Origin of the sequence: Dysgonomonas sp. GY75 (assembly GCF_015234155.1) — a bacterium.
In the GTDB taxonomy this organism is placed as follows: domain Bacteria; phylum Bacteroidota; class Bacteroidia; order Bacteroidales; family Dysgonomonadaceae; genus Dysgonomonas; species Dysgonomonas gadei.
The window spans coordinates 94,232-119,931 of record NZ_JADCLQ010000036.1 but is presented as its reverse complement, the minus strand read 5'-3'; the positions used below and the strand labels follow the sequence as shown (position 1 = coordinate 119,931).

The 25,700-nt window shown below is 40.5% G+C and carries 18 protein-coding genes and 1 pseudogene; 8 read left to right on the top strand and 11 right to left on the bottom strand.

Annotation, left to right across the window (positions count from 1 at the left end; translation table 11 throughout):
• Window positions 1-1,164: an ATP-binding cassette domain-containing protein gene (locus IR083_RS12985; protein ID WP_194224638.1), complete on the bottom strand. Its 1,164-nt coding sequence runs from the start codon at window positions 1,162-1,164 to the stop codon at window positions 1-3.
• Window positions 1,165-1,454: 290 nt separating this feature from the next.
• On the opposite strand from IR083_RS12985, the gene IR083_RS12980 reads away from it, so the two are divergent.
• The gene (locus IR083_RS12980; protein ID WP_194224637.1) at window positions 1,455-5,069 is read left to right on the top strand and encodes a tetratricopeptide repeat protein; all 3,615 of its coding nucleotides are present in this window, start codon (window positions 1,455-1,457) and stop codon (window positions 5,067-5,069) included.
• 141 nt (window positions 5,070-5,210) lie between these two features.
• The gene (locus tag IR083_RS12975; RefSeq protein ID WP_194224636.1) at window positions 5,211-7,313 is read left to right on the top strand and encodes a DUF349 domain-containing protein; all 2,103 of its coding nucleotides are present in this window, start codon (window positions 5,211-5,213) and stop codon (window positions 7,311-7,313) included.
• A gap of 73 nt (window positions 7,314-7,386) precedes the next feature.
• Here the strand turns inward: IR083_RS12975 and IR083_RS12970 are convergent, their stop codons facing one another.
• Window positions 7,387-8,499 carry an ABC transporter permease gene (locus IR083_RS12970; protein WP_194224635.1) on the bottom strand — a complete coding sequence of 371 codons (1,113 nt, stop codon included), beginning with the start codon at window positions 8,497-8,499 and terminating at the stop codon, window positions 7,387-7,389.
• Between the two features lie 87 nt (window positions 8,500-8,586).
• Window positions 8,587-9,693 (bottom strand): ABC transporter permease, encoded by a 1,107-nt coding sequence (locus IR083_RS12965; RefSeq protein ID WP_194224634.1) that lies wholly within the window; start codon window positions 9,691-9,693, stop codon window positions 8,587-8,589.
• An 87-nt stretch (window positions 9,694-9,780) separates the two neighbouring features.
• Here IR083_RS12965 and IR083_RS12960 point away from each other — a divergent pair, with 87 nt between their 5' ends.
• The gene (locus tag IR083_RS12960; protein ID WP_199343232.1) at window positions 9,781-10,131 is read left to right on the top strand and encodes a four helix bundle protein; all 351 of its coding nucleotides are present in this window, start codon (window positions 9,781-9,783) and stop codon (window positions 10,129-10,131) included.
• A 40-nt stretch (window positions 10,132-10,171) separates the two neighbouring features.
• On the opposite strand, the pseudogene IR083_RS12955 reads toward IR083_RS12960, so the two are convergent.
• From IR083_RS12955 to IR083_RS12925, 7 genes and pseudogenes are all read right to left on the bottom strand, one after another.
• A pseudogene (locus IR083_RS12955) lies at window positions 10,172-10,900 on the bottom strand (ABC transporter ATP-binding protein); the annotation flags it as partial.
• A 14-nt stretch (window positions 10,901-10,914) separates the two neighbouring features.
• Complete coding sequence (locus IR083_RS12950; RefSeq protein ID WP_194224632.1) at window positions 10,915-11,826, bottom strand: ABC transporter ATP-binding protein; 912 nt, start codon at window positions 11,824-11,826, stop codon at window positions 10,915-10,917.
• Window positions 11,827-11,971: 145 nt separating this feature from the next.
• The gene (locus tag IR083_RS12945; RefSeq protein ID WP_194224631.1) at window positions 11,972-12,613 is read right to left on the bottom strand and encodes a helix-turn-helix transcriptional regulator; all 642 of its coding nucleotides are present in this window, start codon (window positions 12,611-12,613) and stop codon (window positions 11,972-11,974) included.
• A 206-nt stretch (window positions 12,614-12,819) separates the two neighbouring features.
• The gene (locus IR083_RS12940; protein WP_006799666.1) at window positions 12,820-13,026 is read right to left on the bottom strand and encodes a winged helix-turn-helix domain-containing protein; all 207 of its coding nucleotides are present in this window, start codon (window positions 13,024-13,026) and stop codon (window positions 12,820-12,822) included.
• Window positions 13,027-13,238: 212 nt separating this feature from the next.
• Window positions 13,239-14,138 (bottom strand): HlyD family secretion protein, encoded by a 900-nt coding sequence (locus IR083_RS12935; protein ID WP_194224630.1) that lies wholly within the window; start codon window positions 14,136-14,138, stop codon window positions 13,239-13,241.
• Between the two features lie 4 nt (window positions 14,139-14,142).
• Window positions 14,143-15,402, bottom strand: a complete 1,260-nt coding sequence (locus IR083_RS12930) for a TolC family protein (RefSeq protein WP_194224629.1) — start codon at window positions 15,400-15,402, stop codon at window positions 14,143-14,145.
• A gap of 11 nt (window positions 15,403-15,413) precedes the next feature.
• Window positions 15,414-16,034 (bottom strand): TetR/AcrR family transcriptional regulator, encoded by a 621-nt coding sequence (locus tag IR083_RS12925; protein ID WP_194224628.1) that lies wholly within the window; start codon window positions 16,032-16,034, stop codon window positions 15,414-15,416.
• 541 nt (window positions 16,035-16,575) lie between these two features.
• Between IR083_RS12925 and IR083_RS12920 the strand changes: the two genes are divergently transcribed.
• On the top strand, window positions 16,576-18,735 hold the full coding sequence (locus tag IR083_RS12920; protein ID WP_194224627.1) for an elongation factor G: 2,160 nt from the start codon (window positions 16,576-16,578) through the stop codon (window positions 18,733-18,735).
• A gap of 81 nt (window positions 18,736-18,816) precedes the next feature.
• Here IR083_RS12920 and IR083_RS12915 read toward each other — a convergent pair whose 3' ends face one another.
• Complete coding sequence (locus IR083_RS12915; RefSeq protein WP_194224626.1) at window positions 18,817-19,467, bottom strand: hypothetical protein; 651 nt, start codon at window positions 19,465-19,467, stop codon at window positions 18,817-18,819.
• Window positions 19,468-19,761: 294 nt separating this feature from the next.
• Between IR083_RS12915 and IR083_RS12910 the strand changes: the two genes are divergently transcribed.
• From IR083_RS12910 to IR083_RS12895, 4 genes are all read left to right on the top strand, one after another.
• Entirely contained in the window at window positions 19,762-20,727 is a 966-nt protein-coding gene (locus tag IR083_RS12910; RefSeq protein ID WP_194224625.1) for a DUF5106 domain-containing protein, read from the top strand.
• Window positions 20,728-20,777: 50 nt separating this feature from the next.
• Window positions 20,778-21,230, top strand: coding sequence for a DUF6769 family protein (locus IR083_RS12905; protein ID WP_242052409.1), 453 nt, complete (start codon window positions 20,778-20,780; stop codon window positions 21,228-21,230).
• An 89-nt stretch (window positions 21,231-21,319) separates the two neighbouring features.
• Window positions 21,320-22,573: an efflux RND transporter periplasmic adaptor subunit gene (locus IR083_RS12900; protein ID WP_194224623.1), complete on the top strand. Its 1,254-nt coding sequence runs from the start codon at window positions 21,320-21,322 to the stop codon at window positions 22,571-22,573.
• A gap of 18 nt (window positions 22,574-22,591) precedes the next feature.
• A complete protein-coding gene (locus tag IR083_RS12895; protein WP_194224622.1) occupies window positions 22,592-25,690 on the top strand; it encodes an efflux RND transporter permease subunit in 3,099 nt (1,032 codons plus the stop codon).
• Window positions 25,691-25,700 lie beyond the last annotated feature (10 nt).

The following is a 25,700-nucleotide window of genomic DNA, read 5'->3' as shown; positions in this document are numbered from 1 at the left end:
TTAAGAGAGGAAGAATCTACGTGTAGAGTTGGAGATATTGCGGAAGTATGTCAGTGGCAACTGCTGTTCGAGTATCAGCCTGAGAAATTCGTCCTGCGTAACCCAAGCGGGAAAACTGGCGACATATGTTCCTCCGTTTATCTGTAGTTTTTCTATTCCAATGGCAGCAAATGCAGCATATAATTGGTCCTGCTTCCAGCCCGATTCGAACTCTATAATTAGTTTCGGTATTTCGGCATATGCTATATCCGTCTCCTGATCCAGATTTCGGGGTGTACCGTTTTTAAGAAAAATAACTCTGTCAGAGGCTTTTTCTACTTCGTATAATTGTTGCGAACTGAGGACGATACCTAACGGACGAAAAGGGGAACATGCTATATCACGGAAATCGTCGAGTACGATTTGTTGTGCTAATATATCCAGATTGGCTAGGGGTTCGTCTATTAACAGCAACTTGGGTTTCCGTAATAATGCACGTGCAAGTTCGAAACGCATTTTATAGCCCGATGAAAGATTCTTCCATTTGTAAGTACGGTATTTGCGTAATCCCATACGTGCCACGATTAACTCAACCGTGAGGATGTTTTCTTCACCTATAATACCGTATGATGCAGCCGTAAAGCGCAGATTAGATAATAACGAGCCTTGCCACGAAGTTGTCCGTTGCGGAATATAAATCAGCTTTGAACGCAGATCATAGCCACTGACATGCGAAAAGAGATACTTTATATGGCCGCTTGTAGGTTGAAGTTCTCCACATAACGAACGCAGAAGTGTTGTCTTACCATTTCCATTTTCTCCGACAAGTCCGATAATTTCTCCTGCTTTTATATCAAAGGAAACAGGGCCAAGTGCAAAAGAAGAGTTTTTATAGGATTTGATAAGATTATATGTCGAAAGCAAAAGTTTATCTGCATCAGTCGCTGTCGGTTTATTAGCCAGTTCCTGATAGAGATCGTCCAGTATGGATGAAAATCGTTCTGTCTTTTGTTCGGTACTATCAGCATTCTGGTCAAGCCAGTCGAGTAAGTCCAAGGTTTTTTTATAGAAACTGATATTTCCGGTGTCTAAAGTAAGATCGATTATGCGTTTAGTGAGTAATACGAAATCTTCAAAGCCAATGAGTTTCTTGATGTCATCAAATTGATTCTGGAATATTGTCATACCCGTTGTATATTGATTGTTTTATAATTTAGAGGCAAATATATCTATTTTTCCATAGGCAAAGTATAAAGTATTGTATAATTCCAATAATACTGATACGTGATTGGAATTTTTATCTGACACTCTTTCTCCTAATTGGCTTTTTCGGAGCAAAGTGCGGACCAAACAATAAATTGCTTATTTTTGTGTTTTATTATATGTAACAATCAGCCGTCGAACTATACGTGTCACAAAATAAAACGGTATGTGCACTATGTCTCGGACTAAGTGTACTGTTAGTATTCTTTTTCATGTCGTGTTCTAACCAGAAGAACACCGGTTTGACACGTTTCTACCATTCGGTAAATACCCGGTACAATATCCATTTCAATGCGAATGAAGCATATAAGGAAACCCTGAAGACGAGGAGTCAGGGGCAGGAAGATAATTTTTCTCAGATGTTGTATATTTTTCCTGACAATTCGGATTCTGCCACTATGCAGGCTCCCGGCGGAAGTTTTACAACTACGATAGATAAAACGACGAAGGCTATAAAATTGCATTCCATAAAAGCCAAGCCCCGCCGTGACCCTAAACGCAGGAATGACACGAAATATCAGGCATGGCTTCAGCAAAAGGAATATACTCCTTTTATGGATCAGGTATGGCTTCTGCTGGCTAAGGCCGAATTTTATGAAGCCAATTACCTGCGGGCGATAACCACTTTTATGTATATTACCAAGATATACAGTTCTGACCCCGATATTGTAGCCGAATGCCAATTGTGGATCAGCAGAGCATACACCGAGATGGGATGGATGTACGAGGCCGGCAATATATTGCATAAGATGGAAATTGCGGGAGGAGCTCCCGAAAACCAGAAAGCGTTGTATTCGGCTGTGAAAGCCAATTTTTTGATAAGAAATAAAGAATACGTGGAGGCGATACCACATCTGGAATATGCTATAAAGAAAGAAAAAGATAAGAATCAAAAGCTCCGCCTGAAATATCTGCTGGGACAATTATATATCGAAACGGGAAATAAAACCGCCGCCGCCAAGGCTTTCTCGAATGTATACGGGATGAATACTCCTTATAAGTTCACATTTAATTCCAAATTGCAGGAATTACAGCTCGATACCTCCAGGAAGACTTCCGATGTGATATCTTCTCTTAGAGGTATGGCTAAAAGTTCGAAGAATAAGGATTATAAGGATCAGGTATACAATACCATCGGGAATATATACCTGCAACAGCAAGATACAGCTAAAGCGATAGAAAATTACCGTACCGCGATAAAAGAAAGTGTCCGTAACGGATATGACAAAGCTATGGCGCAGGTAGCGCTGGGGGATATTTATTTTGGCAGGAGAGATTTTATTCCGGCCCAGCCATGTTATTCCGAGGCTTTACCTCAGTTGAAAAAAAACGATGCAAGTTATCCGCGTGTTTCTTTTCGTTCCGAGGTCTTGGACGAGTTGGTTGTACATGCCATCGTTGTATATGAGCAGGATAGCTTGCAGCATTTGGCGAGCCTTCCCGAAGAACAACGTCTTGAGATTATTCATAAAAAAATAGACGAGTTAAAAAAAGAAGAGGAGGAACGCCTTAGAGAAGATGAAAGACTAAAGCAGGCAGAAGAACTGGGGAACAGAATCACAAGTTGGGACCAACTGGAAACAAGTTTGTCTCATAATATTCCCCAAAATCAAACATTTCAGACAGGAACGGCTGGTCAGCAAGGTGCAGATACTCAATTCTATTTCTATAATGATCAGACTGTAGCCCAGGGAAAAGTCGCTTTTCAGAAGCAATGGGGCAACCGCAAACTCGAAGATGACTGGCGAAGACGTAGCAAGTCGGGTATTTCCTCTTTTGATAAACTGGATGAAATAAGCATGTCAGATTCGATCAGTTCGGGACAAACGGGTTTAGGACAAGGAAATGTAACGGAGCCGGGAGAGATGAGTGCTATCGAAGATAAATATTCTGTCGATTATTATTTGCAGCAATTGCCCCTTACCGAGGAGGCTGTGAAAGAGTCGAACGAATTAATAGAGAATGCCCTATTCAATATGGGGAAAATATATAAAGACAAACTGGAAGACTTGCCTCTGGCCATAGAGACTTTTAATGCCGATATAAGCCGTTACCCGGCTACACCTAATCTGGAAGAAATATATTACCAGTTATTGCTGATTTATATGCAACTTGGGGATCAGGATATGTTGGCTGTTTACCGGAATAAGTTATTGACAGAATTTCCTCAGGGGCAATATGCCATACCATTGTCCGAACCTGATTTTGAGTGGAATTTCAGGCATATGCCATTTTTGCAGGATTCGTTGTATAATGAAGCCTACGCTGCTTATCAAAGGGCAGATGTGCAGATTGTAAGAAACAATTATCAGGCAATGAAAGCCAAATATCCATTTACGGATATGATGCCTAAGTTTGCTTTCCTGAATGCACTGTCTTATGCTCAGACCCGCGATGTAAAGGCATTGGGTGATAATCTGGCCGAAGTGGTGAAAAAATATCCGAAAGCTGATGTCACCCCACTGGCAACAGACATTCTGGAAAGGATAAAAGAAGGCCGGATTATATTATCAGATGGTACGCCTATCACGGAGTTTGACTGGAGTAAGGCTTATCTGGGGGATAGTGTTATGGTGGGCGAAAACGGGAAGGTTTTAGCGTATAGCGACAGTCTGGATACAGAGTATTTGCTCTTATTAATGTATAAATCGAATACGATAGACCGAAATGAATTACTCTATCAGGTGGCTGATTATAATTTTTCCAATTATGTAATCCAAACATTCGACCTGAACTTCGATACAGAACCGCCTTATGATATGCTACAAATCAAAGGATTCGAATCGTTTGCCAATATCAGATCGTATATGAATAAGGCTTTTGGCGAAGACGGATTGATGCACAAGGTGGATACGTCTATTCTTGTACTACCTATTTCGGTAGACAACTATACAGGTATGCTTCCTCGCCTGGGATTGGAGCAATATATGGCTTTCTTTGCTGAACATTACGAAAAACAATTGCCTCAGCTAATTGCATACTGGAATAATAAAGGAATAATTGATAGCCTGACAGTACAACCGGCTACCGATGATCAGGATGTGACATTGCCGGAGTTGCCAGAACAGCCAGAGGATGAAATTATTCGACCGGAAACAGAAAAAGAAATTCCACCTGTTGAAATAAAGAGGGGTGATGAGGTTGCTAAACAACCCGAAAAACCTGTAAATGACAAGCAAATAAATGCAGACGATCTACTAACTAAAGAACAATTGGAGAAAGCCGGAAAAGTAAATGATGTAATAGAATCTGTAGAAGATATTGTAAATAATCCGGTGGATGGTATTAAGAATCTGTTTAATAAATATAAAAACAGGGAAAGCCTGACTAAAGAAGAAAAGGCGGAACAGAAAGAACAACAACGTCAGGAAAAACAGCGTCAGAAAGAACTGAAAGCAATAGAAAAAGCCCGGCAGGATTCTATCAACAAGACTGAAAAGGCCAAAGTCGATGCCATTGCCAAAGCCGAAAAGGCGGCTCAAGACTCTATAAAAGCTGTAGAAAAACAACGTCTGCAACAAATACAACTGGAACAACAGCAGAAGAAAGATGCTGAACGTGCGGCGATTAAGGCCAGAGAGGACGAACGTAAACAGAAAGAGGAGGAGCGTAAAGAGCGGATCCGTCAGCAGGAAGAACGGCAACGACAACAGGAACGGGAACGAAAAGAAAAAGAGAAAGCCCGCGAAGAAGAACGTAAGGAGAAAGAACGCATACAGAAAGAACGTCTTCGTCAACGTGAAAAAGAGCGCGATGAAAAAGAAAAAGCCCGTGAAGCTGAACGTAAAGAAAAGGAAAAACAAGCCGAAGAAAAGCGGAAACAATAAGAGAAAGATCGATGATAATACCCTATTTTAGCTACGTTAGTTAAAAAACTTTATATTATTAGTTGATATGACAAAAAAAAATGATTAATTTGCCGAGCGAAAAACATAAGGTATTACCTTCATCCATTAAAAACTAACTATATGAACGAGAACCTAGAGCCCAAATTGCCTGTGGGAGACCCTTCTGACGAGAACAAAGCCGAAGAAACAAAGCCTGTAGAAGCTAACGTTGAAGCGGTAGAGAATGAATCTGCTGAAAAAGAAACCCCGGCTGAAAATGTTGAGCCAGTAAAAGAGGAAGAAACAGTTGAAGAACCGGAGTCAGCAAAAGAAGCTGAGCCTGTAGACGAACCTGTGGCTTCGGATGTTACTGAGCCCGCAGCAGAGACTACTCCTGAAATAGAGGCAGTGGCTGAAACTGCGGAAGACCCGGAAGAGCCAACTGTGTCAGCAGAAAATAATGAGTCGGAAGACGATACAGAGCAACCTGAGGCAACTACAGAGGCTCATGTGACAAAGCACGCATCTTTGACAAAGGATGAGATAATAGAGAACTTAAAAAATCTGGCATCGCAATCCGAATTACCTTCGCGTGCAGAGGTGGAAGCTTTGAAACAGGCATATTATAAACTTCGTTCTGCAAGTGTGGAAGCGGAGAAAGCAGCATTTGCCGAAGCAGGCAATGATGCTGAAACTTTCACGTCTACACCCGACCCTAGTGAGGATGTGGTAAAAACTTTCTTAAATGAAATAAAAGAGAAGCGGGCAAGCAACGCCATTGCAGAAGAAAGACTTAAGGAAGATAATTATAATAAAAAACTTCAGATAATAGATTCGATTAAGAATCTGACTGAAAGTTCAGACGACTTTAATAAGTTATATAAAGAGTTCAAAGATTTACAGCAACAATGGAGCGATATTGCATTGGTTCCTCAGGCTAAGGTTAAGGAGTTGTGGAAATCATATCAGATTTATACGGAAAAATTCTATGACCTGATTAAGATAAACAACGAGTTCCGTGATTATGACTTTAAGAAGAATCTGGAACTGAAAACATCTATAATTGATGCTGTAGAAAAACTAATAGATGACGCAGATGCAGTGTCAGCATTCCATCAGCTTCAGAATTTCCATCAACAATGGCGTGAGATAGGTCCTGTAGCCAGAGAACTCAGAGAAGAAACCTGGACACGCTTCAAAGATGCATCTACTGCTATAAATAAAAAATATCAGACACATTTCGAATCTCTGAAAGGAAAAGAAGAGGAGAATCTGGCAGAAAAGACTGCAATTTGCGAAACCCTCAAAACAATTGATTATTCTACGCTTAATTCATTCAAAGATTGGGATGAAAAAAGCAAGGAAGTAATTGAATTGCAGGCTAAATGGAAAACCATTGGGTTTGTGCCTAAAAAGGTGAACACACAGATATTTGAAGAGTTCAGGGCATTGTGCGATACATTCTTCGAACGTAAAAGCGAATTTTTCAGAGGGGTGAGGGACGAGATGGATATCAACCTCGAGAAAAAACGTTCTTTGTGCGAACAGGCAAAAATGTTGAAAGACAGCACCGAATGGAAATCTACAGCAGATAAACTCATCGGTATACAGAAAGAGTGGAAAACCATCGGTCCGGTTCCCCGTAAATATTCGGATGCTATCTGGAAAGAATTTGTTACAGCCTGTGATTATTTCTTCGAGCAGAAAAAGAAGAACGAATCTTCACAAAAAGGTGAGGAGCTTGAAAATCTTACAGCTAAGAAAGAAATTATAGAGAAGATAAATAATATAGACGAATCTTTAGAAGCATCGGAAGCAATCGCTCAGGTGCGTGCTTTAGCGGATGAATTCCATAAAATAGGATTTGTTCCGTTTAAAGAAAAAGACAGGATTTATAAAGAATTCCATCAGGCTGTGGATGCCCATTATGATCGCTTGAAAGTGGATAAGACGGAACGTCGTTTCGAGGCTTTCAAATCGAATATGAAGGATATGTCGAAACAAGACAATCCAAAGCGGGTATTATACAAAGAAAGGGATCATCTGATGCACCAATATAATAAGGTGAAAACAGATCTTCAAACTTATGAGAATAATATGAATTTCCTTTCCGTTTCATCGAAGGGGGGCGGCGGCCTTCTGAAAGATATTACTCATAAAATAGAGAATCTGAAAAATGAGATGGACTTGCTTGTTAAGAAAATAGAGGCCATCGATGAAAATCTGAATGAGTTGGAAAAATAGAGACTCTCTTATATAGAATATGAAGAAAGGATATCTTAAGCAAGATATCCTTTCTTATTTTTATAATATGTATTCAATTCGTCTTCTTGTAACTTATAACCGCCCATATATTAAAGAAGAGGGCAAACCCTATGAGGACAACCATATGTGTTGTCATATCTGCTAATGCGCTCCCTTTCAGAAATACCATACGCATAACTTCTATAAAGTATCTCAAAGGATTAGCCATAGTAATGATTTTTGCCCACTCCGGCATACTGTTTATGGGAGTGAACATACCACTCATCAGAATCAAAACAATAAGGAAAAAGAACATGACAAACATGGCCTGCTGTGTAGTGTTCGAATAGTTTGATATAACTAATCCCAGTCCCGAAACTACAAGCGTGTAAACCCCGGCAAAGAGTCCGATAGTGAGAAGGCTTCCCGAAGGAGTCAGCCCATACACTAAAGCGGAAAGCAAGAAGCAAACCGTGAGTACAATACCTCCGATAATCCAGTATGGGATCAATTTTGCCAGAATAAAGGTAAATTTATTAACAGGAGTCACATTCATCTGTTCGATAGTTCCGGTCTCTTTTTCCCCTACAATGTTCAGGGCAGGAAGGAATCCGGCTAGTAAGGTAAGTAACATTACCATCAGTGCCGGCACCATAAACACTTTGTAGTCCAGATGCGGATTGAACTTATTCAAGGGTACTATGTTGATAACAGGCTGAATAGCCTTTGAGCTTGTTTGCACCCATTCGCCACGTATTTCACTTCCAAAGTCGCTAAGAATAGAAGTCATATAAGATGAGCTCAGCCCACCTTTGACTCCATTTACCGCATTGGCTGAAATCATTACATTGGCCAGGCCGTCCCTTACAAGATTTTTTTCAAAGTCAGGTTGTATTTCCAGTATAATATCCGCTTTGCCGGATTCTATACTTTCCAAGGCTTTATTATTCGATGCAGATACGTCTGTAAGAAGAAAATATCCGGAAGAAGTTATTTTATTAACAAGACGCTCCGAATAGGAACTATGGTCATTGTCGACAATACTCAGGCGGATGTCTTTTATCTCCTGATTCGCTGCCCAGGGCATGATAAGCATCATCATAACAGGCCATACCATTATCAATTTCGGAAGGAACTTATTCCTCAGAATCTGCTTGAATTCTTTTTCGATAAGAAACTTTATCATATTGTTAGCTTTTAGCTGTCAGCCATTAGCCTATAGCCTTTTCTGTATTTTCTAACAGTTAAAGGCCATAAGCTAACAGCTTATTTATTAAGTGAGCCTTGTTTTGAACTTCTTTAAACTTACCACTATCAGGGATACTGCCATAACTAATAGTATTATCATCTCTTTTAATACAAATACTACATCCACCCCCTCTATCATAAGCTTTCTTACAGATGATACATACCATTTTGCCGGTATGATATCAGAAAACCATTGGAGAACCGCAGGCATACTTTCTATAGGGAATATCATTCCCGAAAGCAGCATCACAGGCATCATCAATCCCATACCGGAGACCAGCATGGCTGCGACCTGTGTATCTACAATAGTAGAGATAAGCAAGCCTAAAGCCAATGCCACCATAATGAACAGGACGGACACGATTGTCAGCCAGAACAGACTGCCTGCGATGGGCACCTGCAATACAAAGACCGACAAAAGGAGTATAGTAGACAGATTGACAAATGATAGGGTGAAGTATGGAACCATCTTTGCGAGAATGATGTATATCGGCTTAATCGGCGATGCTAATAGTATTTCCATAGTACCCTGTTCTTTTTCGCGAACAATAGCTATGGATGTCATCATGGCGCATATAAGCATCAGTATAAGTCCCATTACTCCGGGAACGAAGTTATAGGCGCTTTTAAGCTGAGGATTGTATAGCATTCTTATCTCAGGTATAATCTGAAACGGAACTTTATATTCCTGCATTAGTTCTTGTTGATAGGAGGTGATAATACTGGTCGCGTAACCGGAAAGCATGCTTGCCTGATTTGGGTCGGTGGCATCAGTGATAAGTTGTACAGACGCTTCCCCGGTATGCAGCATGTTATCACTGAAATTCTCTCCGAATACGACTACCAGATTAACTTTCCCTTCTTTGAATACTCTGTCTATATCATCGGGATTATTTAGTACTTCCGTAACAGTAAAATATTCACTGGCCTGTAATTGTTCCGTGATGCGCTGTGTTGAAATATCTTTTGAGGGGTCAAATATCGCAATCTGCGTATTTTTCACTTCTGTTGTGATAGCGAACCCGAAAAGTATAATCTGCACTATGGGCATGCCAAGCAGGATAAGCATAGTACGCCTGTCGCGAAATATGTGGAAGAATTCTTTTTTGACGAAGCTTAGAAATGAGTTCATTTAATTAATAGTTGACAGTTGATAATGGACAGTTGACAATGGATATTTCAAAGTTTATGATTATTTTCGTTAATTATTAATTTACCAATGGTTGCTGAAAAATCGTATAACTTTGCTCTAAGAATAATAAATCTGTATAAGTGGCTTGTGGCAGAACATAACGAATATGTTTTGTCAAAACAATTACTTCGTAGTGGAACAGCTATTGGGGCCTTGATAAAAGAAGGTGAACATGCCCAGTCTAAAGCTGATTTTCTAAACAAAATGAATATCGCTTTAAAAGAAGCCAACGAAACCGAATATTGGCTTATGCTTTTGAAAGATGCAGTTTTTTTATCGGAGAAAGAATTTGTTTCCATTCATTTAGATTGTCAAGAATTAATAAAACTTCTTATAAGTATTGTAAAAACAACAAAAGAACGATTAAACAGAAGTTAGTAGTAAATAGGTTTTGCTATTCACTGTCAATTGTCCATTTTCAATTGTCAACTCTAAGAGCTTTCCTCGCCAACTGCTGAAATACTCCATCCATACTCTCCGCATTAAACCGGTGGCGGAGATTGGCAGGAGTGTCCAGAGCCTCTATCTTGCCATCGACCATAATAGATACCCTGCGGCAATATTCGGCTTCATCCATATAATGCGTAGTTACAAATACAGTGATCCCTCTGTCTGAGGCCTGATATATAAGTTCCCAAAACTGACGGCGGGTAGCAGGATCGACACCTCCGGTCGGTTCATCGAGAAAAACGACTTTCGGTTCGTGAAAGATAGAGACCGAGAAAGCCAGCTTCTGTTTCCAACCGAGAGGTAACTCTTTTACAAGTGTATTACGTTCATTTATAAAACCCAGTTCGGTCAGTATTTCATCCGTTTTGCTTGATATCTCTTTGTCTTTCATTCCGTATATTCCTCCAAACAGGCGCATGTTTTCCCATACCTTCAGGTCTTCGTATAATGAGAATTTCTGACTCATATAGCCTATGTTTCTCTTTACGTCTTCCTGTTGTCGGGCAATATCGAATCCTGCAACCATGCCTTTTCCTGAGCTTGGGTAGCTCAATCCGCAGAGCATCCGCATAGCGGTTGTTTTTCCTGCGCCGTTTGCCCCCAGAAAGCCGAATATCTCACCTCTGTCTACACTGAAAGAAATATTATCTACGGCAGTGAAATTGCCGAATTTCTTTGTGAGGTTTTCCGTATGTATTACTTTTTCTGTCATTATTCGTTATTTTGAGCCAATTGCATGTAACAATCTTCGATAGTTGCCTGAATGGTATGTATTTCTATATCCTTATGTTGCTTTTCGGCCAAAAAGGCTTTCAGTTCGGCCTCAGTCAGATTATTGTTGACTGTGATATGATGTGTTTCTCCAAATGTGAAGCAGGTCTTCACCTTATCGTATTGCCGTAAATCTTTTAATAACTGATACATCTGATTACTCTTTACCGACCATAACGGCTCGGAAAACCGGTCTATAATATTTTGCGGTGTATCTACCTGCAAAAAGCTGCCTTGCTGAATAAGTGCGATACGGTCGCAAAGCGTAGCCTCGTCCATATAAGGAGTAGATACAAGAATGGTGATATTCTGTTCTTTCAGTTTCCTGAGCATCTCCCAGAATTCCTTTCGAGAAACCGGGTCTACTCCGGTTGTAGGCTCGTCAAGGAATAATACGGCGGGTTTATGTATAAGGGCGCAACTCAGTGCCAGCTTTTGTTTCATTCCTCCTGATAACTTACCGGCTCGCCTGTTTTTAAATGGTTCTATTTGTTGGTAAATATCTTTTATCAGATGGTAGTTTTCCTGAATGGTCGTATTGAATACGGTAGCGAAGAATTCGAGATTCTCTTCCACCGTCAAATCCTGATAAAGTGAAAATCTACCCGGCATGTAGCCAATATGATTGCGTATCTCCTTATAGTCTCTCACTACATCGAGCCCGTCGACTGTAGCTGTGCCACCATCAGCCAGAAGTAAAGTGGTAAGGATACGGAAAAGGCTTGTCTTTCCGGCTCCGTCGGGGCCGATAATACCGTATATCTCGCCTTGTTCCACATCGAAACTGATATCGTTCAGGGCCTGAATATCACGGTACTTTTTATTTATATTTTGTACAGAGATAGCTTTCATTTGTTTAAGTAACTGTTTAGTAGCTGTTTGAATTATATCACTTATCTGTTTTTGTTAAAACCTGACACATCTGACAGTTTTGTCAGTTAGCAGTTAGCAGTTAGCAGTCATCAGTTAACAGTCGTGGCGCGTTAGCGCTTATTACTTAAAACTCATCACTTATAACTGCCCGCAGGGCCTTATTTTTCTTCTTTTTGTGTTCGGCCTTTCTTTTCTGTGAAGATGTAAGTACTTGCATATCCTTTTTTGTATGTCCGTTTTTCGGGGGAAACTCAGTGATGCCCTCCGCGCAGGTTCCCAATATTTCTTCCGCCGGATTCAGGATAATTTCTTCTTCAGGTTCTACTCTTTTCTTCAGAGTTTCGGGTTTACTCTTCATTACGCATTCTTTAGCGGACTTCTCCTCTCCTTGCCGGCTCTTATCCTGTCTGTCAAGCAGCATCTTTATCGTACGCAGATCGGGCGGGCATTCCTTCTTCGTAACAGTCTTTTGCTTGAAAACAAGTTCGCCTGTATATCCATCGGGGACATAGATGTCTTTTTCTACCGTGGTGTAATAGCCTTCAAGTTTCTTTTTCAGCGAAGCATGCACCATCGTCATCAGTTCGGCTTCGCGGCGCGCTACCGCCTGTTCCACTTCACTGCGGAAATCGCCTCTGGTATTCATCCAGCAATAATATGTCTCACGGCTGATGCCTGTTGCCTTACATACCTGCGACACGGTGAAAAACTCGTCTTCAAGCAGGCTTACAATCTTTTCTGTCAATTCTGTGTTGTACTTTGCCATAATGTTTTTGCAATATAGATAAACAGGATTTCTATTTATGCAGAATTTTAACAGTTTAGAGGTAAGTGGCAGAAGCTTCGTGTTATGGCCCTCCTTCTGTCGGCTACACCGAAACACTACGCTTATAATAGTCAAATCTCCGTTATAACTCAAACTGCTTCTAAAAAGCTATCTCAAAATAACGCATAGTAGAATACCTCTAAAATTTAAACAGTTACTAACTCGACATACAGAATGTCATTCTTTTCCAGATAATGAATCTTATTTTCCCTCGAAAGCCAGCCGAGGGTGAGATATACATACATCTGCCTGTAACCTGTTATTTTTTCTATGTCATCAATTGTCATCATACCCCTTTCGCAGAGTAATTGCCATACTAATCCGGCATCAGCACCAATAAGATTATTCAACATATGCAATAAAATTTCAAGATTCCACAACTTCTTCTTTTAAACGGATGCTTATCTTTAAAGCATCTTTCCGTAAGAATATGTTTTATTAGTTCCCGATATAAAAATATGTCCGCTATAGTTTACAGGCAATGAAAAATCGACAAACAGATGCTATTTCCCGATGAAACCGGTATCCTTATATGTCAATTCAGGATCTCAGGATTATGCTGGTTTTAGTTCAGTTTCAACTCTCCATACATCCCTTTTTTGAGGTAACCATCGTTCTTTACGGCTATTTTTACCGCATAGACCAGATTGGCGCGTTCGTCCCGGGTCTGAATGGTTTTTGGAGTGAATTCCGATTTATCCGATATCCATGTAATTGTGCCTGCGTACTCTTTCATGTCTTTTTCTCCGAAGTCGGCGAATACCCTGACCTGTTGCCCTATTTTTACTTCGGTAAGCTGACCGGAGGTGATATATGCCCGCAGAAACATATTATCCATATCGGCAATCTTGAATAGGACTCTGCCTTGGGTTGCCAGTTCTCCCTGTTCTGCGTATTTGGATAGCACAGTTCCCTTTATCGGGCTTGTAATAATTGATTTTTGTAATTGGTCGTTCAATTGAGCAATCTGTATATCCAGCCCTGTACTTTCTTCGGATACTCCTCTGTTAGAGTTTTCCAAAGTCTCGGTTTGTGCAGCCAGCTGCCTTTCCAATACCAGTATCTGAGCATTGATGTCATCTACTTGTTTCTGATTGGCGGCATTGGACTTTACCAGATTCTCGAAACGTTTGAGTTCATTTCTTTGAGTAGCTATTTGTTGTTTCGTGGCTGCTATCTGGCGAGGTACATCTGTATAACGGGTTTTTACCGATTTCATATTGGCCAGCAGCTGCATCTTTTTCAGATATAGCTGTACAGTGTCTATATAACCTATTTCCCTCCCTGCATCGAGGAGATGGCCTTCTGTAATATCAAACTGCATTATTTTTCCGTTCGCTTCGGCAGAGACAATTACTTCGGTTGTTTCAAATACGCCTGATGCATCATAGTCGCCATTACCCCTGCCACAAGCTGATAAAAGGATGACAAAACTGAAGTAAAGTATATTTTTTATTGTATTCATGCGATTAGTTATTTGTTGTATATTTCAGATTGTATATAGATAACAGCAGTTCTATTTCGTGTTGCATTTTATCTTGCTTAGCCAGATCCTCATTATTTATTTCGCGCATCAGGTCGGTAACAGTCAGTGTTCCGTTGGCGACCTTAGCCTCTGCTGCCCGTTTTACACTGTTGCGGAGCGAGATTATTTCATCATCGTACTTCAATAAATCCCGGTTCTTTTCTATCTCCTGTTGTTCTTGGGTAGTTTCCAGATTTGTATTGAAAAGAAAAGTCTCACGCTGAGTAAGAACGTTATCCTGATTAATTTCTATCAGCTTTTTATCGTTTTTTTGAGTATAAAGGCTTCCAAAGTTCCATGACAAACGGACTCCCCCGATATAATAGGGAGAGAAATCATTATCCAGCATATTCAATCCCGGTTTGCCATAACCTCCCGTAAGGAATAAACCCAGCTTTGGCATATAGCTTGTTTTGATTGATCTTTTTTGTGTTTCAAGGCTGTTGAGTTGTGCATCGAAAAGCTCCAGTTCAGGGCGATTCACTTCTGATGCAATTATCAGGTCTTTCCCCTCCGGTTTTTGTAATGTGGTACTTTTATCCAGATTCTCTCCGATTAACAGCGCTAGCATATCCAGATAAGACTTTCTGTTCGATAGCAACTGTGTTTTGTTTTGCACAGTTTTCAACTGCTCTACTTTAATAGCATCCAGATCGGCCTGATTGGCTATCCCATTTTGAATATAGGACGAAATCAGGTTGTAATTTCGCTGCAATTCATCCTGTAAGAGGTCATTTTGTTTTATTCTGGCATCGAGTAATAAGATGCCAAAATATAATTGATTGACCCTGTCGTTTATTGTATATAGGTCTACATCCAGTTGCTTTTTCTCTACATCGGCATTTGCATTGGTTATCTCTTTTTTTGAGCCTATTGCTCCTCCGTCCCAGATAGTCTGGGTAATATCTATCGTTGCAGAATACTGGTCTTTGCTTAACCCTTTGATATCTATCCCCGGAACGGAAATTGGTATTTTGGTTACTTCCGACTGATAAGATGCTTTTGCCGACAATGAGAACTGAGGCAGATATCCCTTCCCTGCATTCGATAGATTATATTCTTTCGATTTCTCTATCAGCTCATACCGTCTGATAAGCGGATAGTTTGCTTTTGCTTTCTGATGACAAACCTCTAGCGGGAGAGTTGCTTGAGGGAAAGCCAGGGATGGGATTGAAAATAAAAAAAGTAACAGGTATTTTTTCATAATTCCAGTAATTATTCGTCTATTTTCAACATCATTTTTATCCATTGTGGAACAAGTTTCCGGCGCTCATTGATAAAGTTTGTATAATCATCTTCAGTCATCGGACTATGTATACTTATCAATAAGGGTTTGCCTACAATTGGGAACACAGTCATTGATACGATGTTTATAAAGATTTGAAGCGGAGCAATCCCTTTTATTCCTTTCTTATCCATCTGTTCCTGTATCTGCTTGTAGAAGTAATTATTTTTTATGAGATTCTCTGAAATCCCGATTTTTTCTATCAGCTTCTTTGGATTGGCTTGTATTTCACTTAATACAAATAATGGTAAATTGGGATTTTCTAAAAGAGAATCTACATAACGGTTTGCAATCAAGTCTATTTTCTGAGAGAGTCCGATGCTTTCATTATTGACAACGCCAACTATCAGTCCGAACATTTGTTGCATACTTTCTTCCATTATTATATCGAACAGTTTCTCTTTGCTGCGGAAATAATAATTTAGTAATGCCAGATTTATACCGGCTTCATCGGCTATATCACGTGTTCGCGCTTGTCCGTATCCTTTTTCCTGAAACACTTTTCGGGCAGCTTCCTTTATTCTTTCTTCTGTCGATATATCTTTTTCCATAAGTAAATTATTATTGTTATGATGCAAATGTATATTTAATTATCGATTTAATCAAATGATTAAATAATTATTTTAAAAAATATTTTTAATTGTTCTGCCAGATGATAGCTGCCTTTTCTGTGATTCCTTGCAAATAATGCTTTATAGAGAGTGACTCATGAGAAAAGTTTTATCTATATAGTTGGAGTTGGTAGCCTTTAGCTGTTAGCTTGTAGTTCTTTGAAAGATTGATTCGTAAATTTGTAGATTAGCATATTAGCAAATGAGTGAAATAGTGTAACCTTTGTTGCCTTTTAAGGGCATAAAATTATCTCGAAGAGTAGTTATTTATATTGATTTTCATCTTTTTATCTTGGATAGTAGTAAGCATAGATATGAAAACGGGATGAAGAATAGATATTTTTTAACATGTTATGATATTTAGCATACTAAAAATGATAATATCCTCAAAACATTTCACTAATTTTGGAAATATCGCCTCAAAATGAGGCTATTTTGGTAAAAGGTATAATAATATTAACCATGTAAAACATTTTTAGCCATGAGAACTTACCAAACACAAGAAATCAAGAACATAGCTATTCTTGGTAGTTCGGGAGCGGGCAAAACCACTCTCGCCGAAGCCATGCTCTACGAAGCGGGTGTCATAAAACGCAGAGGAAGTGTTAAGGACGGAAATACTGTCTCGGACTATTTCCCCGTGGAAAAAGAATACGGATATTCCGTTTTTTCCAGCATTTTCTCTGTGGAATGGATGAATAGAAAACTTAACTTTATTGATTGTCCGGGATCAGATGATTTTGTCGGAAATGTAGTTACTTCGTTAAATGTTACAGATACAGCACTGATGGTGCTGAATGCCCAGTATGGTATGGAAGTAGGTACCATAAACCAATTGAGATATACTCAAAAATTTAAGAAACCGGTGATTTTTATTGTCAACCAACTAGATCATCCAAAGGCAGACTTTGAAAATGTGGTTTCTCAACTTAAAGCCGATTATGGCGAAAAGGCTGTATTGGTACAATACCCGGTCAATTGTGGGGAAGGTTTCAATGCTGTTGTTGATGTTTTGAAATTTAAAATGTTCCGATGGAAGCCTGAAGGTGGTGTTCCGGAGGTTCTCGATATACCTGCCGAAGAATTAGATAAGGCAGCCGAATTGCAGCAAAAACTGATAGAGGCAGCTGCGGAAAACGAAGAGTCCCTGATGGAGAAATTCTTTGAACAAGGCACGCTGACCGAAGACGAGATGCGTATGGGTATACGTTGGGGGTTGGTAAACAGGGATTTGTTCCCGGTATTCTGCGTATCTGCAGAAAAAGATATGTGTGTGCGCCGTACAATGGAATTCCTTGGTAATGTAGTACCTTACGTGCGCGACCAGCCTGCCCCTGTGAATACAGAAGGAGTGGAAGTGAAGCCCGATTCGGAAGCACCGGCCAGCCTGTTCTTCTTTAAAACAATGGTTGAGCCGCATGTAGGAGAAGTTTCTTACTTTAAGGTAATGAGCGGTAAAGTACATGAAGGAGACGACCTGATAAATGCCGACAGAGGTTCGAAAGAACGTATCGGCCAGATTTTCTGTCCGGCCGGACAGCAGCGTACAAAAATAGAAGAGCTGGTAGCCGGAGATATCGGGGCAGCAGTGAAGCTCAAAGATGTACGTACAGGTAATACTTTAAATGCAAAAGGCACAGATAATAAGTTTAATTTCATAAAATATCCGGACCCTAAATATCGTCGCGCTATAAAGGCTGAAAATGAGAAAGATACGGAGAAGATGAACGAGGTGTTGCAACGTATGCATGAGGAAGACCCTACATGGATGATTGAAAACTCGAAGGAGCTGAAGCAGCTTATCGTATCCGGACAAGGTGAATTTCACCTGAAAACATTGAAATGGAGAATAGAAAATAACGATAAGATAGGCATTGTTTATTCCGAACCTAAGATTCCGTATCGTGAAACCATAACAAAGTCCGCACGCGCGGATTACCGTCATAAGAAGCAGTCGGGTGGTGCCGGACAGTTCGGAGAAGTGCATTTGATCGTAGAGCCATATGTGGATGGTATGCCATTGCCGGAAACGTATAAGTTTAACGGACAGGAATTTAAGGTGCAGTCACGAGATGTGCAGACTTACGATCTCGATTGGGGTGGCAAGCTTGTCTTTGTCAGTAGTATTGTCGGAGGCGCTATCGACGCGCGCTTCCTGCCGGCTATATTGAAAGGTGTGATGTCGCGTCTGGAGCAGGGGCCTCTTACCGGCTCATACGCGCGTGATGTTCGTGTGATTGTTTATGATGGAAAGATGCACCCGGTAGATTCGAATGAAATTTCATTCATGCTTGCCGGACGAAATGCGTTTAGCGAAGCATTTAAGAATGCAGGTCCGAAAATCCTTGAACCGATCTATGATGTGACAGTAACTGTTCCATCGGATAGGATGGGGGATGTGATGGGAGACCTCCAGAACCGCCGTGCCATGATTATGGGAATGGAAAGTGACAGGGGTATAGAGATACTGAATGCTAAAGTGCCGCTGAAAGAAATGGCTAACTATTCCATTTCGCTTAGTTCACTGACCGGAGGCCGGGCTTCGTTTACAATGAAGTTTGCAAGTTATGAACTTGTGCCGTCTGATGTTCAGGACAAGCTGTTGAAAGAGTACGAGTCAAGTCAGAAAGAGGAAGACTGATCAATCTGAATATAATAAAGAAGAAAAGAGTGCCACGTTGGTGGTACTCTTTTTTATCTGGCATATCAATATCGTGCGGCTTTATTCAATCTCCAATTCATTAAGTTTTACTGAGAATGTGGAATATCCAACACCTTTCCATTTTCCAGAGACTTCAACTACTTTGCCTGTCTCTTTGCCTACGAACGTAGCGATGTAAGATGTCTGTACTACACGCTTCTTGAAAGTCCTGTCCACTTTCAGGCTTTTGAATGATGGTACTGTCAGTTTATCTGCAATCTTAGTTGTATCTGCCGATTCCTCCGGTAACTCCGAATATTTCCATTCGGTATTGCCGCTGACAGTAAACCATTTCTCTTTCTCAAACGTGTCAGAATCTACGCTGTATGGTATTCCGATTGTTATAGAATCGTTTATCTCTATATTCTGTTCTGGCTTGTTCTCAGGTATAAATTGGGACTTCTGTTTCAGGTCTTCACAAACCGGATTTACAGAGGAAACAGTCATTTCAGAGGCAGTCTTATTTGTAAATACCACAGAAGGAGCTGTATATAGAGATTCCTCTACTCCGTCGCCTTCCCGGAAGGAATACTTGATACCGCTAAATACATAAGTTTCTGTCTTCTGTTCATCTTGGCCGTCTACCAATGGCGAGAACTCATTTTCCGATTCGTTGCTACAGGATGGAGTGAGTATTATAACAGATAATAATAGGACTAAGATTTTTTTCATATTGTTTTTTATTAGGTCGTATTTTTGAATCAAAGATAGGGATTATTTGTCTGGAGATTATCTAGAACCGGTTAAGAAACTGTTTCAAATTCGGTGAAGTAAATACTGCTCTCTACTCAATACTCATTATATTCCCGGAGTTTATTCCCTGTCCATTTTGTCTTTATATCCTGTTATTTTGAAGGTGTCTGACATAATACGAAAAACGAAGAGAATGAAACTATTGCTGTTCTTTTTTGTTTTAATATAAAATGTTAAAATATTATCTTTACTGATATTTAATTGATATAGAATATGAAATACTTTATACGGATAGTGGTTGTCGCCGCACTCGGGCTTTATTCATGTAGTAACAGTAAGCCTTTTCAGAATAACGTATCTGCACAGGAAACGGGGGTAGAGGAGAGAACGGCACTGGAACTACCGGAGGTACCGAAAGAGCTGACGACGCCTGTCGACAGAGCCAATTTTCTAATTGCCCATTATTGGGATAACTTCGATTTCTCAGATACAACATATATTCATCTGCCTGACATTACCGAACAGGCTCTGGCAAACTATGTCCAGATTCTTCCGATAGCAGATAAGAATATTGCCGAGCAATCTATAGCGGCTTTATTAGATAAGGCTGAACATCAGAAAACACCGGAGATGTATTTTTTCTTTACTAAAAACTTCGAGAAGTATCTGTATGATCCTAATTCCTTCATGCGTAACGAAGAATATTATATTCCGGTGGCTAAATACGTAATGGCTGATTCGGCAACAGGGGATGTCGAAAAAGAGAAAGTCAGATTCAAACTGGAAATGATGGAGAAAAACAGGCCTGGGCAGATAGCTGCTGATATTACCTATACCCTGGGTTCGGGGAAAACGGGAACACTCCACAGATTAGAAGCAGGATATACATTGTTGATGTTCTACAATCCCGATTGCCATACCTGTGCCGAAAATATAGCTTATTTGAAGCAATCCCCCATTATAAATAAGATACACGAATCGGGCGGGCTTAAAGTATTGACTTTCTATCCTGATGCAGACTTAAGTATTTGGCAAAATCATCTGAAAGATATTCCTGTATCATGGGTAAATGGTTATGATAAGAACCAGACTGTATTGAATAAAAAGGTCTATGACCTGAAAGCCATACCTACACTTTATCTTTTGGATAAGGAGAAGCGGGTATTACTGAAGGATGTAACAGCTCAGAAAATCGAATTTTATCTGAAAGATCATAATCCGATGCTATTTTCCGATTAATGAAGCGGATAAGTGCCGGGCTTTTTAAGAAAAAATCATATCTTTGTGATATGAAAAAGGTAAAACGACTGATCACTTTGTCTTTATTGATGCTTGCCAATATATTTTTATTGGCGCATACAGTTTTACCTCATTCCCATCACGATGGTGCTGTTTGTTTCTCTCTGGAGGAAATCGTTCACCAACATAATTGTTCTGGTCAACATGATAATGTGGGGAACACTTGTTGTGAACATAAACATCACCACCATTCGGCATCAGAAGATTGTAATCTGAAGGAAATTGTCCTTCGACAGAATAATGATCTTCATGACGATATACTACCTTGCGCTAATTGTCTGTCGTTACTGTTTACAATAAATCCACTGAGTGAACTTTATCTTGAAGTTCCCGAATTCGGACAGCGATTAGAACAAAAACCTTATTTAGAAAACTATATTCCACCGTTCGTAGGTTCAATAAAAAGCCTGCGTGCTCCTCCCGTATCTTATTTTTTAGGTTAATATTTTATAGAAACTTTATCTATGTCATTGTGAAGAGGGCGGGATTTCCTCACTCTTTGTTGTGGCAAAAAATCTAAGAAATAAGAATAATGAAAAAATATATTATTTATTTCGCCTGTCTGTTGGCGATATCATGGAGTTGCAATTCCAAACCTAAAACAGACGATCACGCAGGACATAATCATACATCCGAATCGCAAGAGGGACATAACCATGCAGAAGGCGAGGAGTGCGATCATGACCATGAACAAGAGGCAGATCATAAGCATGCCGAGGGTGAAGAATGCGATCACGATCATGGAAAAGAAGAACAGTCTCATGGTGATGAAATATTATTTACACCCGAACAAGCAAAACAAGCGGGCTTAGAGGTATATGCAGTAAAGCCTGACAAGTTTCATCAGGTGATAAAGACCAGTGGCCAGATATTATCGGCACAAGGCGATGAAGTAACTGTTTCTGCAACTTCGAGCGGTATCGTATCTTTTAATAAAGCATCGCTGAATGAGGGCGCAGCTGTAAAAGGAGGCGAATCTCTGGTTAGCATCTCTTCGAAAAACCTTGTCGATGGAGACCCTTCCATAAAAGCGAAAACAGCCTACGATATAGCTCAACGCGAGTACCAACGTGCAGAATCCCTGATCGGGGATAAACTGATTTCGCAAAAAGAATACAACGAGATAAAGCTGAATTATGAGAATGCAAAAGTATCATATCAGGCCATAGGCCAGCGTTCTACAGCAAGAGGTATTAGTATATCTTCGCCTATCAACGGGTTTGTAAAAAGCAAACTGGTAACTGAGGGTCAATATGTGGATGTAGGCCAACCATTAATGATTGTGACACAAAACAGGAAGTTGCAACTTCGGGCCGATGTGTCGGAGCGCTATTATAAAGATCTGGGAAGCATAACATCCGCTAACTTCAAAACTTCGTATGATAATACCGTATACCGTCTTTCAGATCTGAACGGTCGCATTGTCTCGTATGGTCGCTCGACAAACAGTCAGGAGTATTATCTACCGGCTAATTTTGAGTTTGATAATGTAGGGCAGGTTGTTTCCGGTTCTTATGTGGAAGTTTACCTGTTGGCACAACCGAGGGAAAATGTTATGGCAATCCCGGTTTCTTCTCTTACAGAGGAGCAAGGTATCTATTTCGTCTATTTGCAGATTCATCCCGATGCTTACAAAAAGCAGGAAGTCAGGATAGGAACAAATGACGGAAGTCTTGTAGAAATACTTTCGGGATTAAAGGCGGGAGATAAGGTTGTAAGTAAAGGTGCATATCATATTAAACTGGCATCGGCTTCAGCGGCTATACCTCATGCCCATGAACACTAAAGATGGGAGGAATAGACAATGTTGAATAAAATAATACAATTCTCTCTCAACAACCGTCTTGTGGTGTTGATTGGCGCGGTGCTCCTGCTTATCGGCGGGTTCTATACCGCAAAGAATATGGAAATAGATGTATTTCCCGATCTGAATGCGCCTACCGTGGTGATAATGACCGAAGCAAACGGAATGGCTCCCGAAGAAGTGGAACGCCTGGTTTCTTTTCCTATAGAAACGGCTGTAAACGGAGCTACAGATGTGCGTCGTGTACGGTCGTCTTCTACTACCGGATTTTCAGTGGTCTGGGTTGAGTTTGATTGGGGGACCGATATATATAAGGCCCGTCAGATCGTTACCGAAAAACTGACAGCTTTGGGCGATGCCCTGCCCGAAAATATAGGCCAACCTACTTTGGGGCCCCAATCTTCAATACTTGGGGAAGTAATGATTATCGGCCTTACTTCCGACTCTACTTCATTACTCGATTTACGTACTATCGCTGACTGGACAATCCGCCCACGGCTTTTATCTACAGGTGGTGTAGCTCAGGTTACGGTAATAGGCGGCGATATAGAAGAGTATCAGATACTCTTCGATCCGGGACGAATGAAGCACTATGGCATAACACTGGATGAAGTATTGCAGGTAACACGCAATATGAATCAGAATGCGTCCGGAGGCATCTTGTATGAATATGGAAATGAATATATTGTAAGGGGTGTACTGCAAAGCGCAGATGTAGGGGAATTAGGGAAGGCTGTAGTGAAAAAGGTCGGTGAAAGCCCTATTCTGATCAGTGATGTGGCCGAAATAAAGATAGGAGCGAAGACCCCAAAATTAGGGATAGCTTCGGAAAAGACAAAACCTGCCGTATTGATAACTGTCACTAAACAACCGAATACCAATACAATAGAACTGTCTGAAAAACTGGATGTTTCACTTGCCGAATTACAGAAGAATATTCCTGCTGATATAAAGATATCCACGGATATATTTCGTCAGGAACGATTTATAAACAACTCGATAAATAATGTACAGAAATCGCTGTATGAAGGAGCGATATTTGTAGTTATTATTTTGTTTATATTCCTGATGAACGGTCGTACTACATTCATCTCCCTGATGGCTTTGCCTTTGTCGCTACTCACGTCTATTCTAGCCCTGAAACTAATGGGACTGACAATAAATACGATGAGTCTGGGAGGGATGGCTATTGCTATCGGTTCTCTGGTAGATGATGCTATTATCGATGTGGAAAATGTATTCAAACATCTGCGCGAAAACAGGCAGAAACCGAAAGAGGAACAACTTTCTGTACTAACGGTTGTTTTCGAGGCCTCGAAAGAAGTCCGCATGCCGATATTGAATTCCACACTGATTATTGTTACCAGTTTTATCCCGTTGTTTTTCCTTAGCGGGATGGAAGGGCGTATGCTTGTTCCACTGGGTATTGCCTTTATTGTGGCCTTGTTTGCCTCTACCGTTGTCGCTCTTACAGTGACTCCCGTATTATGTAGTTATCTGTTGGGTAACAACAAGAAGAATAAGGAAGAGAAAGAACCTGTCTTTGTGGTTAAATTAAAAGCTGTATATGAAAAAAGTCTGCATTGGGCTTTGGAAAAACAGAAGATCGTTCTTGGTGTGACAGGAGTATTGTTAGTCTCTGCCATTATTATATTCTTTACGTTCGGACGTAACTTTTTACCTCCGTTCAATGAAGGTTCATTTACTGTTACGATAAATACCTTACCCGGCATATCGCTGGAAGAATCGGACAGAGTAGGAATTATGGCCGAACAGGCTATGCTTAGCGTTCCCGAGATACAGACAGTAGGCCGTAAGACAGGCCGGGCAGAACTTGACGAACATTCATTCGGTGTAAATACATCCGAGATAGAAGCCCCGTTTATGCTCAAAGACCGTTCTCAGGAAGATATGTTAGCCGAACTTCGCGAAAAACTGAATGCTATTCCTGGTATCAGTGTCGAAATCGGGCAGCCTATATCGCACCGTATCGATCATATGCTTTCGGGTACTAAAGCCAATATTGCGATTAAGTTGTTTGGTACGGACCTGAATAAGTTGTATTCGTTAGGTAATGAAATCAAATCTTCGATAGAAAGTATCGAGGGGGTTGCCGACCTGAATGTAGAACAACAGGTAGAGCGTCCGCAATTGAAGATAACCCCAAAGCGGGAGATGCTGGCAAAATACGGAATTACATTGCCCCAATTCTCCGATTTTGTAACAGTGATGTTGTCCGGGGAAGTTGTATCGCAAGTTTACAGGGATGGTAAAAGCTTCGACCTGACATTGAAGGCATCGGATAATTACAAAGATCAGGCGGACAAAATACGGAACCTGATGATAGATGCCGGTGATAAGAAAATACCTTTCGAGTATGTCGCGGTGATAACTTCATCCACAGGCCCCAACACGGTAAACCGTGAAAATGCACAGCGTAAGATTGTTGTTTCTGCCAATGTTGCCGATCGCGATTTACGTAGTGTAGTTAATGATATCAGGGAAAAGATCGACGGAGAAATTACGTTGCCGGAGGGTTATCATATCGAGTACGGCGGACAGTTTGAGAGTGAGCAGGCTGCATCGAGGATATTGCTTATTGTGTCTGTCTTTGCTATTATGATTATATTCTTATTGTTGTTCAATCAATTTAGGAATGTAACTCAATCGGCAGTAATACTTCTTAATCTGCCATTGGCTCTCATTGGAGGAGTATATGCCATTTTATTCACTTCGGGTGAAATTAGTATTCCTGCCATTATCGGATTTATAGCGTTGTTTGGCATTGCGACACGAAATGGTATTCTGCTGATGGCGCATTATAATGATTTGGGTAATCATGGATATTCTGTGAATAAGAGTATCCTGCAAGGATCCCTCGATCGTCTGAACCCAATATTGATGACTGCTCTATGTTCGGGCTTAGCCCTTATTCCATTGGCTATTCAGGGAGACCTTCCGGGGAATGAGATACAAAGCCCGATGGCAAAAGTTATACTCGGGGGGCTATTGACATCTACTTTATTAAATATGTATGTCGTACCCATTATCTACAGGATGTTGAAAAACCGTAAAGAGGTAAAACAAGAGGTTGTTTGACAAAAAAGAA

Bases quoted from the DNA above. Each gene is read 5' to 3' on its own strand.
- IR083_RS12900 (WP_194224623.1), top strand. From the start codon at position 21,320: ATGAAAAAATATATTATTTATTTCGCCTGTCTGTTGGCGATATCATGG.
- IR083_RS12975 (WP_194224636.1), top strand. From the start codon at position 5,211: ATGAACGAGAACCTAGAGCCCAAATTGCCTGTGGGAGACCCTTCTGAC.
- IR083_RS12915 (WP_194224626.1), bottom strand. From the start codon at position 19,467: ATGAAAAAAATCTTAGTCCTATTATTATCTGTTATAATACTCACTCCA.
- IR083_RS12985 (WP_194224638.1), bottom strand. From the start codon at position 1,164: ATGACAATATTCCAGAATCAATTTGATGACATCAAGAAACTCATTGGC.
- IR083_RS12950 (WP_194224632.1), bottom strand. From the start codon at position 11,826: ATGAAAGCTATCTCTGTACAAAATATAAATAAAAAGTACCGTGATATT.
- IR083_RS12960 (WP_199343232.1), top strand. From the start codon at position 9,781: ATGGTTGCTGAAAAATCGTATAACTTTGCTCTAAGAATAATAAATCTG.
- IR083_RS12935 (WP_194224630.1), bottom strand. From the start codon at position 14,138: ATGAATACAATAAAAAATATACTTTACTTCAGTTTTGTCATCCTTTTA.
- IR083_RS12945 (WP_194224631.1), bottom strand. From the start codon at position 12,613: ATGGCAAAGTACAACACAGAATTGACAGAAAAGATTGTAAGCCTGCTT.
- IR083_RS12910 (WP_194224625.1), top strand. From the start codon at position 19,762: ATGAAATACTTTATACGGATAGTGGTTGTCGCCGCACTCGGGCTTTAT.
- IR083_RS12930 (WP_194224629.1), bottom strand. From the start codon at position 15,402: ATGAAAAAATACCTGTTACTTTTTTTATTTTCAATCCCATCCCTGGCT.
- IR083_RS12980 (WP_194224637.1), top strand. From the start codon at position 1,455: ATGTCGTGTTCTAACCAGAAGAACACCGGTTTGACACGTTTCTACCAT.
- IR083_RS12905 (WP_242052409.1), top strand. From the start codon at position 20,778: ATGAAAAAGGTAAAACGACTGATCACTTTGTCTTTATTGATGCTTGCC.
- IR083_RS12940 (WP_006799666.1), bottom strand. From the start codon at position 13,026: ATGTTGAATAATCTTATTGGTGCTGATGCCGGATTAGTATGGCAATTA.
- IR083_RS12965 (WP_194224634.1), bottom strand. From the start codon at position 9,693: ATGAACTCATTTCTAAGCTTCGTCAAAAAAGAATTCTTCCACATATTT.
- IR083_RS12925 (WP_194224628.1), bottom strand. From the start codon at position 16,034: ATGGAAAAAGATATATCGACAGAAGAAAGAATAAAGGAAGCTGCCCGA.
- IR083_RS12920 (WP_194224627.1), top strand. From the start codon at position 16,576: ATGAGAACTTACCAAACACAAGAAATCAAGAACATAGCTATTCTTGGT.
- IR083_RS12895 (WP_194224622.1), top strand. From the start codon at position 22,592: ATGTTGAATAAAATAATACAATTCTCTCTCAACAACCGTCTTGTGGTG.
- IR083_RS12970 (WP_194224635.1), bottom strand. From the start codon at position 8,499: ATGATAAAGTTTCTTATCGAAAAAGAATTCAAGCAGATTCTGAGGAAT.